11 protein-coding genes are annotated in these 15342 nt (G+C 56.9%); 6 read left to right on the forward strand and 5 right to left on the reverse strand.

What is annotated here, in order from left to right; genetic code table 11:
* Window position 1: 1 nt before the first annotated feature.
* The 4 genes from V6M90_RS23895 (at window position 2) to V6M90_RS23910 (ending at window position 3970) form a co-directional block, all read left to right on the forward strand.
* A complete protein-coding gene (locus V6M90_RS23895) occupies window positions 2-1084 on the forward strand; it encodes a hypothetical protein (protein ID WP_332847241.1) in 1083 nt (360 codons plus the stop codon).
* A 512-nt stretch (window positions 1085-1596) separates the two neighbouring features.
* The gene (locus V6M90_RS23900) at window positions 1597-2682 is read left to right on the forward strand and encodes a hypothetical protein (protein WP_332847242.1); all 1086 of its coding nucleotides are present in this window, start codon (window positions 1597-1599) and stop codon (window positions 2680-2682) included.
* A 320-nt stretch (window positions 2683-3002) separates the two neighbouring features.
* Window positions 3003-3326 (forward strand): DUF2388 domain-containing protein, encoded by a 324-nt coding sequence (locus V6M90_RS23905; protein ID WP_141064604.1) that lies wholly within the window; start codon window positions 3003-3005, stop codon window positions 3324-3326.
* Between the two features lie 353 nt (window positions 3327-3679).
* Complete coding sequence (locus V6M90_RS23910; RefSeq protein WP_141064606.1) at window positions 3680-3970, forward strand: DUF3077 domain-containing protein; 291 nt, start codon at window positions 3680-3682, stop codon at window positions 3968-3970.
* A gap of 82 nt (window positions 3971-4052) precedes the next feature.
* Here V6M90_RS23910 and V6M90_RS30270 read toward each other — a convergent pair whose 3' ends face one another.
* Entirely contained in the window at window positions 4053-4127 is a 75-nt protein-coding gene (locus V6M90_RS30270) for a hypothetical protein (protein WP_408637335.1), read from the reverse strand.
* Window positions 4120-7470: a DEAD/DEAH box helicase gene (locus V6M90_RS23915; protein ID WP_332847243.1), complete on the reverse strand. Its 3351-nt coding sequence runs from the start codon at window positions 7468-7470 to the stop codon at window positions 4120-4122. Before V6M90_RS23915 ends, V6M90_RS30270 begins: the two co-directional genes overlap by 8 nt.
* A 197-nt stretch (window positions 7471-7667) precedes the next feature.
* Here V6M90_RS23915 and V6M90_RS23920 point away from each other — a divergent pair, with 197 nt between their 5' ends.
* Window positions 7668-9797 carry a M48 family metallopeptidase gene (locus V6M90_RS23920; protein WP_332847244.1) on the forward strand — a complete coding sequence of 710 codons (2130 nt, stop codon included), beginning with the start codon at window positions 7668-7670 and terminating at the stop codon, window positions 9795-9797.
* A gap of 72 nt (window positions 9798-9869) precedes the next feature.
* On the opposite strand, the gene V6M90_RS23925 is transcribed toward V6M90_RS23920, so the two are convergent.
* Window positions 9870-11162, reverse strand: a complete 1293-nt coding sequence (locus tag V6M90_RS23925) for an OprD family porin (RefSeq protein ID WP_332847245.1) — start codon at window positions 11160-11162, stop codon at window positions 9870-9872.
* 409 nt (window positions 11163-11571) lie between these two features.
* Here V6M90_RS23925 and V6M90_RS23930 point away from each other — a divergent pair, with 409 nt between their 5' ends.
* A complete protein-coding gene (locus tag V6M90_RS23930) occupies window positions 11572-13659 on the forward strand; it encodes a TonB-dependent receptor (protein WP_141064610.1) in 2088 nt (695 codons plus the stop codon).
* A gap of 65 nt (window positions 13660-13724) precedes the next feature.
* Here V6M90_RS23930 and V6M90_RS23935 read toward each other — a convergent pair whose 3' ends face one another.
* Complete coding sequence (locus V6M90_RS23935) at window positions 13725-13940, reverse strand: hypothetical protein (protein WP_042944036.1); 216 nt, start codon at window positions 13938-13940, stop codon at window positions 13725-13727.
* 236 nt (window positions 13941-14176) lie between these two features.
* Window positions 14177-15283, reverse strand: a complete 1107-nt coding sequence (gene aguA / locus V6M90_RS23940; protein WP_305428246.1) for an agmatine deiminase — start codon at window positions 15281-15283, stop codon at window positions 14177-14179.
* Window positions 15284-15342 lie beyond the last annotated feature (59 nt).

The raw sequence follows: 15342 nt of genomic DNA on the forward strand, positions 1-15342 counted from the left end.
CGTGCTGTTTGGCTATTCTATCGCAGCTACCTCTGAAAACTGGCTACATGAAAGTATGATAGCAGCAGTTGAAAAAGTTCACTCGCTAGTTGATGAGGGAAAGCGTATGCCAAAATGGCCGAACATTTTTCCCGATGCGTATAGGGAGAGATTGTCGGGCAGAAAAGGGCTGGCCAAAAGATTAGCAGTTTATACCAAAGCCATAAAATCTCTAAGTTCTGCAGATCGAGAGTTGGTGCTTCAAGCTCTCAGCACACAGAATAGGATATCCGAGCTTCTAAGCCGGCAGTGTGATTGCATGGATCTAGAAGAGCTTCCCATGGCCTCACGAGAGCCTATTAAAAATCTTTTCACTTTCGCTTTCGGGCTTCTCACTGACTATGGGGTTCGTCAACGCCAATATAAGGCACTATGCGAAACCATACCTGCTCGTATTTGTCCATTTTGTGGCTGTGAAGGGCTAGATGCCCCAGGAGCCCCTCAGGAAGACTTAGATCACTACATTCCGCGATCAAAGTATCCATTTGCCGCTGCAAATTTACGAAACTTGGCTCCTATGGGGGGCAGGTGTAATGCCTCATATAAGCATATGCAGGACCCACTACGTGGCACTGACGGCCGCCGTAGAATAGCTTGCGACCCATATCTTACAGACGGTATAAGTATTTCACTGAACAACAGTATTGTCGACGATTTCGCCGTCGACCGTATAATCTCTGAGTGGGTAATTGACTTTCAGCCTACAAACGAAGCAATTGAAAGTTGGGAAGAAATATTCCATATCAGAGAGCGGTGGAAACGGGACATTTTGGACGAACCAACATTCAATCAATGGCTCGGCGATTTCAGAAACTATTGTAGGAGCGCCGCATTTAGATTCACGGCAGATAATGATGTCACGGAAGCAATTGATCGTTATGAACAATACCTCTCTGGCTGTGGATTTCGTGATCGTTCATTTTTGAAAGCGGCAGTGTTCCGATTTATGTCGATCCGGTGCGCTCAGGGTTGTCAACGCCTCTTGCCTCTACTTAGAGATTTGACAGGGGTGCCTCAACCACAAAATGCTCCACTGCCAATCTGACGGATACCAGCCATAAATGACTAGGCGTCAGTGGGATGTGATTAAAGATTCTCCTCCGGAGAAATCCGACTTAAAGGGCACGACAGGAAAAGGATAATTTTAGGGGTAGTCGCTCGCTTAATGGCCAAAAAAAATTTATATATTAGCTAATTAGAACTTTATTCGACTCCTGGTGCCGCACCATACAAAACGAAGCCCCTGCAGAAATGCAGGGGCTTTGTTGTTTCTGAGCTTTGATGTTAGCGCGCTTACGCTCTCAGTTGTTTCGCCCTGTTTGAGCTTGCCGCGCGGCTTCCCACGGGCTTTTCTTCCTTCCCTACGCTCTGGCGATGAGAACCAACATGGCAGTCATCGAGGCGCAATGAGTGCCCCTCCCCTTGCTGCATAAGTGAGACGTATAAAGAGCTTTTGCCCTACAAATAACGACTTGATTCTTCGCCCGAGCAAAAAACTACCACTGACCTACACTCAGTTTAGCAATGTCCTTTTGCCACCACTCAAGGAAGGGAATCATGTTAAAAGCGTGCGGAAAGGCGGTCGTCATGGCTGGAGTTGCGGGATTTATTTGCCCCGCCTCAGCCTATCAAATCAACCCACTGGTCAACAAATACGTGCCTGGATCGAATCCCTCAATCGCAGGTATGGCCGCCTCCCCCTTGCATGAAGAAATAACCTACCGAGCGCGAAAGTGCGCAGAAGATCAATCAGGCCAACCACCACTAATACTGAAATGCACGACCGCTGGCTCATCGCCAGGAGCGGGATTAGGGGGTAACAAGCAAGATGCGCTGGTACGTGGAGTTTGGTGGAACGATGACCCAAACCAGTTGCTTTTTGGTTTTTTTGGAAATCGCCATGCCAAATGGCGAGCCTGGATGCATGACGGCAAGCGAATTGCTCATACAGGCACGAACTACAAGGGTGAGAAAGCAGAAATCAATCAAACCTACTATATGCAGTACCGCTCTCATTATGGAGACCTTCAGTTTCTCCACGCCATGGCAAGTGCCGACGGCCAACCGGCATTAGTCACACAAGCCAACATCCTCGCATGGGCCGAATTCGTTTATCAGGTAGCCACTCACCAGATTGATGCAGAAACGAAACTTAAGGATGTAAGAACTCCAAACTTCCAAAGCTTTTTCGGCAAACAGCCGGGCTGGACCATCAACTACCTGTTTGCCCCAACCTATCGACTAAAAGCTTCCGAATACACCCCGCAAATGGCCCTAGGCTCTCTGCTCCACGTCATACAAGACTCGTATTCACTCGGCCATACCCTTCGCGATTTCAGCCCGACGACAGCCTGCCCCAGCGGACGAGTCATTCAATACTATTCATACACAAATCAAGATGCTGACTTACATCACATGACCGACACGCCCTCATCTTGGAAAGCGCAAGGTCTCGTTGCACCACAAGATCCAGTGAGCGCGAGCGCAACAGTACTGCGATTTGCCAAGCAACGTGCAGAGTGGTCGACCGTCAGGGATTATCTTCAAAAGGTCGTGTTCTGCGCGGACACTGACGCGGTAGCTTCCGGGCCCGGGAAATATGGCGTATCGAAGGTCGCGCAAGCTGAGAGCCCGGGAGAATAGGGAAAGGTGCAAGACCATGCACCAATCTAAAATGGAGATCTTGGTCCGCCCACGTTCCTCAAACCGTGGTACCCAACGTGCGATTAGCGTCCAGCAGCTCTCTCATGGGCATAGCGATGCCGACTTTTACCAGTACCCTAGACAGTTCATCCTGCTATGTTTCCCGCGCGGATGCGGAAGCTCAGTTGAAACGATCACAAAGGATTGATTCGTCAATGAAAATCGTGGCATGGCCTTAGTCTGGCGCCGGGCTTCTTGTTTCTGGCAATCCCCTGCTCTGATAGGGTTGCCCCCTCAGACAGCAATGGAAGCATCAAAGCATGGGTTCATGGAAGACTCTGGCAATCGCCGTCATGGTATCAATCAGCGCTCAGACCGTTGCGGAAGATAGGGGCTCGTATCAAAACTCAATGATGATGATAACTATGGCTCCCACTCTCGTCCTTGTTGCAACGACGGGCATTTCTCTAGCCGTCACAAAAAAATTCAAGCCCGCCAAGGATGATGCGCTTGCGTTTATTGGCTCAGATGGCGAGATTCGCGGCGCTCGGTTTGAGCAGGCCTCCAGGTACTACCAGTCGGCGTATCCCTCCCCCCGCATGTCAGACATGCAGCTGGCCCAGGCGATAGTTACATCATTTTGAAAGCGACCTTCGAATCGGCACAGTGATTTTCGCTCGCCCTAAGACTCGCCCAGACCAACCGTTCTATTTTCCCGATTGCTCCTTGCGCCCCACCACGCTACCCTCCCTCCATCGCTGCCAATTCAGCGATCGGGCCTGATAACCCGGCAAGATGCAGGCGCACATAGCGCCCCCAAAACCCGATTTTGAAGGCGTTTTTTTTGCCTTAAAATTCGTGCAATGGCGGCTGTGCGTGGGAGACCTTCGGGTCTGCCGGGTTCCTGTATCTCCGGTTTATCAGCCTGCGCACAGCTGCCACCCAATTCGCCTGATAACGAATGTGGTAGCTCTCACTCGATATGGGAGTTTTACCGATGACCGCTACACCTGCGTCTGCGTTAACCACCCTCGGCGTCACCCCCTTCTCCTTTCACTCCGACCAGCCTCTGTTCCGCGTTAACAGCGGTGTTTCCCTGCATGAAGCCTTGCACCACGTTTCCGACCTGCTCCACGTCGCCAAGCTGCTCGCCGAAGATGCAGCGATGACGAAGGAGACGGACCGTTATGCCTGGGCGTCGCATTATTTGCAGGAGATGAGCAAGGCGGTGATTGATGATGTGGTGAAGGTGTTGGAGTCGCCAGGCAATACCGGGGGCGGGCAATAAGAAGGGCTGTGGTGGCTGGGCGAGCTCGGCTCCCACAGCATGAGCGCCCCGGCTTGGGGCGCTTTTTTCGGTATAACCCTGATCATTCGCGCGTCGTGAATGACCGCCGCTGAACGCCCTGAAGTTGATCTGCCTGCGGGTGGTTGCAACTAGACATCCGTTCTTTCTTGGGCGTTCGCGCTCTGCACAATCACCCCAAAATCGCACCGTCTCCATCGCGGTATCGCCACGTCTCCCGTCACAGCTTTCTCAAAATAGGGCAATGCTCCCCACAGTTTGATATCCCCCACAAGGTAGATGCGGTGCTGGGCTCGGGTCAGCGCCACATTCAACAGATTGGGTTTGGAGGAGGCCCAAGTTGCGCCACCGGCATTCTCCATGTCAGTGCCCAATAGCATGAACACCGTTTTTTCCTCTTTGCCTTGAAAGGTATGGACGGTGCCGACGCTTCTTTTAAGCCAGCGTTTCAATTCATCCCTCTTGGGTACAGCCTGCTTCCACGTACAGCTCAGTAGACCTTCACGCAACGCTGTACGGATCGCCTTGAAAGGCGAGATGACGTAGAGCTCAGGCAGTGCCGTGTCGCGGTGGAAGAGGCTGACGATCACCTTGATCATGAACTCGATCTGCTCGGGCACTACCTGTTTGCGTTCGACGGCGCCGCGGATGTCGACCCAGCCACTGGGGAGGTCGATCAATGGTGCAGCACTGGGGTTTCGCTCAGGTAGGCCATAGACCATTTTGTTGTCGTAGGCGATACGGTTGGCCAAGGTGAACATGGGTTCGTGACAGCGACGGTGTACACGCAGTGGGCTGCCAACCCATATTGTCTCGTCCAAGAAAGGTGCATAGGCACCAAAGCGATTGGCCTGGTCGGCGAGACGCTGGACAGACACGCAATGGGGCGCATAGGCATTGCTGGCGGTGACAGGGTTGAGTTCGCCCAGCGCGTTGAGCAAAGGCGTTGGAAGTGTAAAGACGGGTTCAATCTGCAATGGGTCCCCAACCACCACACAGCGTTGTGCCCGCCAAAGCGCCCCGACGGCAGCTTGCGGAACGGCCTGGCCTGCTTCATCAATGAAAACCCAGCCCAAAGCGTTTGGGCCCAGGCCGGCGAATTGTTTGGCGAAGGAGGCAAACGTGCTGGAAACCACTGGCACCACCATGAACAGGTTTTGCCAGATGGGCAAAGCGTGGCTTGGGTCTTCCGGTGTTTTGTTGGAAAGCAGCGCAGAGATGGCTACAAGGTTTTTTCTCAGCGCCCCTCTCTTTTGACCCACCGTGTGCAGCCAGGCTTGTTGCAGTGCAAGTGCAGCCGCGAACAAGCTGGACCGCAGTTCAGCAAGCGTTCTATCGTGCCATAGGCCTTCGATCTGAAACCGATCGTTCTCCCTTAGCTCCAGCGGATCAGCGGGCAAATGGGGTTTGCCCAACCTTGCCAGCAATTGCTCGCATTCTTCACTCTGTCGTTGCCATTGCTGAGCGAGTTCCGCTTGCTGGTGCTCGTGAAGCCGGACGCGCTCCATGGCATCGCGAAGTTTTTCCACCAACGTCTGCTGGTCCTGGCGAACACTGCGGATTTCTTCATGGGTGTGCAGTTGGCTATTGGCATTGAGCTTGCGTCGCTCAAGGTAGGCCTTAGCCTCTTTCGTACGCCATAAACGTGCCCACCAGCCCGGTGCAGTGCGGTCGATCAGGCGCTGTTCTTCGGTGAGTTGTACGAAGTTTTGCTGCGCCACTTGAAGACGCTGAAGATGGCGTTCATGCAATGCATTCAGGCTGGCGACTTCGCTATTAGCCTCTTTGACTTGAAGCGCCGCAGTGGCGACGTAGTCAGCCTCGGTTCCTCGGCTCAGCACGTCCAACAGTTCGGCCAGTCGCTCACGCTCGTCGAGTGCCTCGCACAATTGGCGATCAGCCTCCTTGAATGCATCGCAGGCTTGCTTGAAGGTCAGTGCATTGGGCCTGTCGAACCACTCCCAGATCCGCATAGCCTTTTCCTTGCTGGCAGTTTCAAGGCTGAACATGCTAAAGCGTTCATTGAAGTTGCGACGGTTAGTGGAGTTACCCAGCGCACAGCTGATCAGCCCCCAAGGCATCTGGTCACCTTCGGGAGAAATGTTGCCGCGCTTGGTCTGCTCAATTGCCATGTTGTGCGCTATCGGCTGCAAATAGCCGAAATGCCGCCATTGCTCGCCTAACGCCTTGCGCTTGACCAGATCGACAGAGATGTTTTCGACCGCTGCATTGTTGGTCGAAGCTACAACCATTTCGAACCCGGTCAGAGCGTTGATCAGAGGGCGTAGTTGGACAGTGCTTGAGTCGCTTTTGAAGCGCACCGTGAGTGCGTGTTTTTCAAAGGCATCGTCAGCTTTGGCCAACCCCGCCAGTATCCGAGTGCGTTGGACAATGTTGTCCGCGAACAGGTCTCGCAAGAGCGTGGTCTTGCCAGTGCCGGGCGGGCCGTTGACCGAAAAAAGCCCGCTGCGCTCAAGGTCCTGCCCTATCTGATTGAGAGCGAACTGTTGCATTAGACTCATCGGTTGACCTGGGTCAGCCATCCAGTGTCCAGGGTTCATAAGCCTCGGACGCAGTGCCTGCAGTAATGCTGAGCAGCCCTCTCTGGAATACAGGTCGATACGTTTGTCGGTGGCAAGCGGAATCAGATACTGCCCGAGTGCTTGCGTAATATCGCCGGTGCGCACGCTGTTGATCGTCCGTTCGATATCGCGAATATAAAAGCTGTTCAGGATATCCAGCTCTTCCTCCGGCGCTTCACCCTCTTCGTCGTCGTCGAAGTCGGGAGTTATGGCTTCGGGGGACGCTTTTTCCGTTGTCGTGACGGGCGTGCGCGCTTTGACCTTTGCCGTAATGGCTGCAATGGGTTGCGTTGCCGAGGGCGTGAATCCCGCCCATCTGCACAGCAATGCCTGCAACGAAAGCACCTCGGATGCATCCAGCCCCTTATCCGCAAAGCAGCCACGCTCACTCATGAAGTCGCGGAGCATCATCTTCAGCTCTTTTTGTGCTGAATCGAATGCGTCATGGTTTAGAGCGTTCAGGCCATCATTAAGTGTTTGTCCCAACGCCCAAGGGGCCGTCGAAATGGAGATTGAATCGATGATGGGATAGCCGGCTCTATCCAGTGGCAACTTGGCAAAGCAGGTCATGCCCTCCAGGTCTGCACGTGCCTCTTCCTCAAAAACACCTGTGCTATCGGTGGCGTCGATTGAAGGGCGGATACATTCGCAGATCTGACTGATAGAGGACTTGTCGAAAACTCCCAGGAACAAGTTATAGCCAAGCAATTCCTTGTCTTCAGGCACATCAATGGTCAGCCAACCGGTGTCTGTACTTTCCAGGCGATTACGCAAAAGCGTCTTGGACTGCCACTCTTCAAGGTCATCGAGGTATTGCTCCAGCCCATAGGGGACGAAGAACTCGACCTTATGCCAGTATTCCAGTATCGCGAGGAGGGTTGCTTGGTCGTAGGATGCCAATGTGTAGATTCCCGAAAGTCCGTGTTCGTTTGGCGATTGTACATTGGTTCATCCAAGCACCATCCTCTGGCCTCAACTCAAGTGGCCAACTTCCGGGTGGTGGGACGGAGGACTTCACTCATGCGGTTTGCCAGCCTCTATCGCGCCCTGCGCATTTTTCGGTATAACCGACAACCCCGCGTCGTGAACAAACGCCCATGAACGCCCTGAAATTGATTGCCCTGCTGGTGATTTTCCCGCTGCTGCTCACCGCCCTGGGCGGCTGGGAGCGTCAGCGTGCTGACGAAACCACCACCGCGATGAACGATTACCACAGCACTGTGAATATCGCTAAACGGCAGCTTCAAGCTCTGGCGGCAAAAGACCCGGCGGCCACGGTCAAGCTGGTCGATGAAACAATCGGCGTGCACCTGGCGCTCAGCCGTCTGGCAAAAATCGAAACGGAACTGCCCATCGCTCATCGCGTGAACAATGCGATGCGTGGGCTGGCGCTGTGGGTGATGGGCCTGGGGTTGTTGGCGGCGTTGATTGGCGTGGCGGCGTTGGCGGGCACGCACTGGGCGGGGCGGCGGGCACGGCAGTCGCGGGAGAAGTTGTGGCAGGTGTTCGCTCTGGGCAGCCGCTTGTTGCCCTATGTGCTGGTGAGTCATGGGGTGGCGATGGCGGCGGCGGTCGCGGTCGCGCTGAGTTTTGAAGGCTTGGCGATGTGGCACATCGGTCGGTTGGGCAGTGGCGAAGTCAAGTTGATGGCGGTGCTGGGGGTGATCGCGGCGTTCTGTCTGTATTCGATCTGGCAGTTGCTTAAACAGCTGCGCCACATGCTGGGGATGTTCAAGCCCGTGCCGCTGGAGATGTTCGGCCAGTTGGTCAGCCCCGAGCAGGCACCGGGGTTGTGGCGTCAAGTGAATGCGTTGGCGGACAAACTTGGCGCGCTGCCGCCGGACCATATCGTGGTGAGCCTGGCCCAGGGTTTTTACGTGACCTCCAGCGAGGCCAGTGTGCAACCGGCGGATATTTCGTTGCACGGTCGCACCCTGCACGTGCCGCTGCTTTACCTGGGCCTGCTGAGCCACGACGAAATCGACGCGGTGATCGGCCACGAGCTGGCGCACTTTGCGGGGCAGGACACGGAGTACAGCCTGCGCTTTTTGCCGATCTACGATGGGGTCAATCGTAGCCTCGAAGCGCTGTTGGACACCCTGCAGGCCAGCGACTTTATCCAGGGACGTTTGATGCGACCGTCGTTGATGTTCGGTGTGTTTTTCATGCAGCGCTTTGACCAGGCGGTGAACCACTGGAGCCGTGAGCGCGAATTGCTGGCGGATGCCGCTGGCGCGCGGTTGGGGGGCAATAGCGCGGCAGCCTCGGCGCTGTTGCGGGTGTCGGTGTTGCAGCCGCATATTGAGGACTCACTGATGGCCTTGTGTGACGCCGCGTCAGCGACGGACCTGCCCGACGCGGTACTCCGCGCCTTGCGCGAGTGTGAGCTGCAGCTACCGCCCGAAGCCCTGGAAATTCATCAACCGCACCCGACCGATTCCCACCCGTCCAACGGCGAACGCCTACAGGCACTGCGCGTGTCGCTGGACGATGCCTTGCACAGCGCCACTCGCGCAGTGGATTGCGACACGGCGAATGCGCAAATCGATGCCTGCTTCAGCGCACCCCACAGGCTACGCGATCAGTTGTCGGGCGATTTGATCGACGTCGCCGTATTGGAGAATGCCGAACATACCCATCTGCTGGAAACCATGGTCGCATCGGCCCAGGGCGAGCATGCGTTGCACGAAGGTGGGCGGCGAGGCGCTGTGCTGATGGCGGTGCTGTCGGTCCCGTTCGTGCTGCTGGGGCTGTGGGTCATGGCTCAACCCTGGCTTGCCCCGGAACGCATGAAAGGCACGCCGTTGTCCGCCCTCGGCGCCGGTGCGGCCATCGGTAGCATCGCGCTGATCTTTCTCTGGCTGGGCGTGCGCCGGTTCAAACGCGCCCCGCAAATTGCGTTGCGCCTGACGCCGGAGCATTTTGTGTTTGCCAACCTGGCGCAGCCGTTGCCCATCGAGCACATCGACAGCGTCACGTTGCAATTTATGCAAGGCATCTGGGTAACGCTGGATCTGACGCCGGAAGCGCCCTTGCCCGAGTTGCGCAAAACCGCGTTCGGCGTGCCCGGCGCACGGGTCAACAAGAAGAAGCGCCAGGTGCTGCTGCAGATGGCGCAGCTGTGCATCGACAACAAAAAGATCGAGCCATACGACGGCCTGGTGTTGATGACTGACTACGTCAACGCGTCGCTGGCGCGCAAGATTTTGCAGAGCGGCGAGGGCTGATCGGCGCCCATGAAAAAACCCCGAACCAGTCGGGGTTTTTATCGCCTGGCGTCAGGCGCGACGTGCGATCACTTAGAAAACGTTGATCGGGTAGTCGGCGAACAGACGCAGTTCGTTACCGCCAACGTTGTAGTTGCTGGCGTTGTTGGAAACGCGCAACCACGAGGCACGGGCACGCAGGCTCAGGTCTTTGGCCGGACCGCTCTGGACCACGTATTTGAACTGGTTCCAGATTTCACGCTCGGTGCCATCGCCACGGCCAGTGCCGTCGTCGATGTTGGTACCGCGTACATACGCAACGTTGTAGGTCAGGCCCGGCACGCCGAAGGTGGCGAAGTCGATACCGTAGCCTGCTTGCCACGAACGCTCGTCCTTGCCGTTGAAGTCGGACCAGTAGGAGTTGGCCAGCAGGATGGTGTTGCCGCCGTCGCCGATGCCGGTGTCGCGGGTATTGTCACGATAGCCACCATACAGATAGCCGGTGTCGCCGGTGCTGCGCTGGTGGGCCAAGGTGAAGCTGTGTGCGCCCACCGCCCAGGTGGCGCCCAGGCTCCAGATTTTGTTGTCACGCGCGTCGGCATCGCCGCGTTGCTCGGCGAAGCTCTTGTCCAGCTTGGTTTTGTAGCCGTTGAAGTCAAAGGTCAGCGACTGTTTCTCTGGCAGGGCCAGCACGTAGTTGACGTTGACGTATTGCTTCTTCAGCACGTCTTCCATGTCGGAAGCGTACAGCGCAGCGGACAGGCTTTCGGTGAACTTGTAGCTGCCGCCCAGGTAGCTGATGTTTTTCAGGTTGCCGCTGTCGGTGCCTTCAGCACTCTTGCGGGCCTCCTTGGTGAAACGACCCGCGTCCAGTTGCAGACCTTCAATCTCCTTGGAAACGATCGAAGTACCGGTGTAGGTTTCCGACAACAGACGGGAATTGTCGTACTGCAGCACAGGCACAGCCGGCATTTGGTCGCCGTACTTGAGCACGGTGTTGGACACACGGAATTTCACCGCCGCGCCGCCTTTGGTCAAATCGTCGGCCGCCGCACCGCTGTCACCTTGTTTAAAGAAGTCGATGCCGCCCGCGCCGCTGCGACCTTTACCACCGTCCAAACGGATAGCGTACTGACCGATCACGTCCACACCCACACCGACGGTGCCTTGGGTGAAACCGGACTCGAACTTACCGATGAAGCCCTGGCCCCATTCGGCTTTGTCCTGCTTGCCGTTTTTGTAGTCGCGGCTGATGTAGGCGTTACGTGCGGTGATGTTCAGGTGGCTGTCTTCAACGAAACCCTTGGATTGCTCCTGGTCGTTTGCCATTGCTGTCGATGCGCTCAAAATCCCCAGAGCGATCAGACTCATCCGTTGCTTCAACATGTTCTTGTATTCCTTATTTCTGGTTGAGTACGCGCGGTGACACCAGGCCCCATGTCGCTTTCTGGTGTCGACTTTCTCCGGAAAAAAGAAGGCCCGCGGACGACTGAACATACCGCGGGCCTTTTCTTATTGGATGAGTCATGGCTGTTAGCCACAGGCGTTGGGCGCAATCCTAGTCGCGCGTTGAACTATGTGTCAATTTCGTGAATCGTCTGTATTTAGGCGAAATAATTCTAAGCAAAGGCTGATGGCCTTTCTAAAAACGACATGTATCAGCTTCCAACGACGCTGAAAACACATCTCGTAACACATTCAAAGCGGATACGTTTGGCAATAGATAACGCGCGCAAATGCAAAGCATTACCATTAGCGCGCTGTCTTCTCCCAAACCCTCTGGATGCATTTTCCCATGCCTGCCCCTCGCCTGACGCCCATCACCCTTGGGCTCTCTGTCCTGCTGTCTGCCGGTTTTGCCTGTGCGGCGACCACGTTGCCCGAAACCGCGATCAGCGCCGAAGCTGACGAAGATGACCCGCGCACCAAGGAAACCAGCACCGCTACCCGCACTGCCACACCGGTGCGCTATGTGCCCCAGGCCATCGATTCGGTGAAGACCGAAAGCCTGCGCTCCTACGGCACCAATGACCTGGGCCAGGCCTTGAGCGGCATCCCCAACGTGAGCAGCGGCGCCGACACGCGTTTCGACAGTTTGCGCATCCGTGGTTTTGACGCGAGCAACGATTTTTACCTGGACGGGATTCGCGACGACAGCCAGTACGTGCGCGACCTGCATAACATCGAGCGCATCGAAGTGCTCAAGGGGCCGGCAGCCGTGCTGTACGGGCGAGGCGGTCAGGGAGGGATCGTCAACCGTGTGAGCAAGTTGCCAACGGCCGGGCGTACATCGAGCATCGAGGCCCAGGGTGGCAGCAATGATTTGCGCAGTCTGTACGCCGACCTGAGCACCGATCCCACGGAGAACATCAGCTTGCGCCTGAACATGGGCAATCAGGACAACAACAGCTTTCGCGACGGCGTCAGCGGCAATCGCCAACTGTTTGCGCCGTCCATGAGCTGGCAGCTCACGCCGGACCTGAACTGGCTGGTGCAATACGAATACAGCCGCTACAACCGCACGCCCGACCGAGGCATCCCAGGCGTCAACGGCCGCCCCGCCGATGTGAGCCGCAGCACCACCTACGGTGACAGCCGTGATTACATTGACGACAAGACCCAGTCGCTGCGCTCCAAACTGGCCTATGAACTCAATGACAACTGGCAACTGCGCCAGACCCTGGGCGTGTTCAAGCTCGACAGCGACTTCGACAACACCTACCTCACCGGCTACACCCCAGCCACTAATAGCGTCACGCGCCAACGCTGGCAGCAGGACCTGACCACCTTAAACATCTTCAACAATGTCGAGCTGGAAGGCGGCTTCAGCACCTTCGGCCTCGACCATCGCCTGCTCACCGGTCTCGAACTGGGCACCCAGCGTCGCGATCCTACGTTGTATACCGCCACTGCCGTGAACCGAGGCGGCCAGGCGGTGCCGAGCCTTGACCTCAACCGGCCCAACCGCAACCTCAGCCACACCGGGCGCATGAGCGTATCAAGTGATAACCACACCGAAGTCGACAGCCGCGCCCTCTACGTACAAGACCAATTGCGCCTGAATGATCAGTGGCAAGTGCTGGCCGGCCTGCGCTACGACCGCTTTGAAGTGGACACCGAAAACAAGCTGCTCAACACCCGGCAAGACGTGAAAAGCCACAGCACCAGCCCGCGCTTCGGCCTGGTGTGGACGCCGCTGGAAAACCATTCGTTCTATGCCTCGTGGAGCAAAACCTTCTCCCCGGCGGGCGGCGGCCTGATCGGCATCACCCCGAACGCCGCCGGCAGCGTCAACGACCTGAGCCCCGAGCTGACCAAACAAAAGGAGATCGGCGTCAAAAGCGACTGGCTCGATGACCGTCTGAGCACCACCCTGGCAGTCTACGAACTGGAACTCTACAACCGCCGCACCAGCGACCCGCTGGACCGCACCATCACCTTGCTCAGCGGCCTGCAACGCTCGCGCGGCGTGGAGCTGACCGCCACCGGCAAGCTCGTCGACAACTGGTATGTACGCGGCGGCATCGGTCTGCAGGATGCCAAAGTCGAGAAGGACAACAACGGCTTCGAAGGCAAGCGCGTCAGCGACGTGGCCAAGCGCAATGCCAGCCTGTTTATCACCTGGAAACCGGAAATGGGCTGGTACGCGGAAACAGGCCTGACGCTGGTGGGCGACCGCTATGCCGACAGCCTCAACACCGTGGTCCTGCCGGGCTACGGCACTTGGGACGGGTTGGTCGGATTCCGTCAGAAAGCCTGGGATGTGCGGGCGGCGCTGAACAACATCACCGACAAGACCTACTATGAATCGGCGACCAGCGTGGCGCAGATTCAGCCGGGAGAGCCGCGTAACCTGGTGGTGACGGGCACTTACACCTTCTAAAAAGCTACACAACTCAACAATGTGGGAGGGGGCTTGCTCCCTCCCACACGCGTTACCAGCGCTGCCTAGTTTTTCAGTAAGTCACACAACGCATGCACTTCATCCTCACTGAACAACCCCACCGGGTAACGTTCATTCATCACGCTGCGCAAATCCGGCGACTGCCTGACCTGCCGTGAGCCGTGTTCCTTCAACCAGAGTCCCAGCGCCTGGATCGCGTCGCCGTTGACCCGCAAAGGGTGAAACGTACGGGTATTCATCAGGTTGATATCGGCGTTCATTTCAGCGCTCTCTCCTACTGCGTGAGCGGCTAACTTACTCAAGGTTTATGACAGAACTACGCAGTCATGCCCCCGAACCACTGTGACAATCAACGATACAAGAGCTATGCCAATGTCCTGTGTTTGCAGGCATGCACCCACAAAAAAGCCCGCAACCGTGCTGGGCCGCGGGCTTGCTGTGGGCACTGAAACCGAGTAGCGCCCCCGTTGCATGAAAGGCGCTGTTACAACTGCACTCAGTTTCTGTGCGGGGCGGGCTGTTGTTGGGTCAGGCAGTGGATATTGCCGCCCCCCAGTAACAGTTCACGGCCCGGCACCATCACCACTTCGTGTTGCGGGAACAGGTTCTGCAGGATCGCTTTGGCCTGGCTGTCCAATGGGTCGTCGAAGCTTGGCGCAATGATGCCGCCGTTGACGATCAGGAAGTTGACGTAGGAACCCGCCAACCGCACGCTCGGATTACGCTCCTGGGAACCGTCCACCGGGTCGACGCCTGCGCATTCTTCTTCAGTGGCATACAGCGGCCCCGGAATCGGCATTTTATGCACCGTAAACGCTCGACCACGGGCGTCCGTGCTGCTTTGCAGGACATCCAGCGCGGCGTGGCAACGTGCGTAGTTCGGGTCCTGCGGGTCATCGGTCCAGGCCAGCAATACCTCGCCCGGACGCACGTAGCAGCAGAAGTTATCCACATGGCCGTCGGTTTCGTCATTGAACAGGCCGTCCGGCAGCCAGATGATCTTATCCACAGCCAGGTTGGCGCTCAGCACCGCTTCGATCCGGGCACGATCCAGGTGTGGGTTGCGATTGCGGTTGAGCAGGCATTCTTCGGTGGTGAGCAGGGTGCCTTCACCGTCGACGTGAATCGAACCGCCCTCCAGCACAAAACCTTCGGTGCGGTAGCGCGGCGCGCGTTCGATTTCGAGGATCTTGCCGCCCACCTGCGAGTCGCGGTTCCACGGTGCATACAAGCCGCCGTCAAACCCGCCCCAGGCGTTGAAGTCCCAGTTCACGCCGCGCACTTCGCCGTTGTTGTTGATCACGAAGGTCGGCCCGGTGTCACGCACCCAGGCATCATCGCTGGACATTTCCACCACACGGATATTCGGCACGTCCAAACGGGCGCGGGCGTTCTCGTACTGGCCGGCGGACACCGCCACGGTCACCGGTTCGAAGCGCGCAATGGCCTTGGCCACGGCCACATGTGCCGCTTGCGCCGGCTTACCGCCCAGACGCCAGTTGTCCGGGCGCTCTGGCCAGATCATCCAGGTTTGCGTCTGTGGCGCCCATTCGGCAGGCATATGAAAGCCATCGGCGCGGGGGGTGCTGTGCAGGGTGGTCATGGCGATCAGGACTCCGAATGGGGTAAAGGCCGACTTTATAACGGATAAAAATCGGCTTT

Origin of the sequence: Pseudomonas lactucae (assembly GCF_036688725.1) — a bacterium.
In the GTDB taxonomy this organism is placed as follows: domain Bacteria; phylum Pseudomonadota; class Gammaproteobacteria; order Pseudomonadales; family Pseudomonadaceae; genus Aquipseudomonas; species Aquipseudomonas lactucae.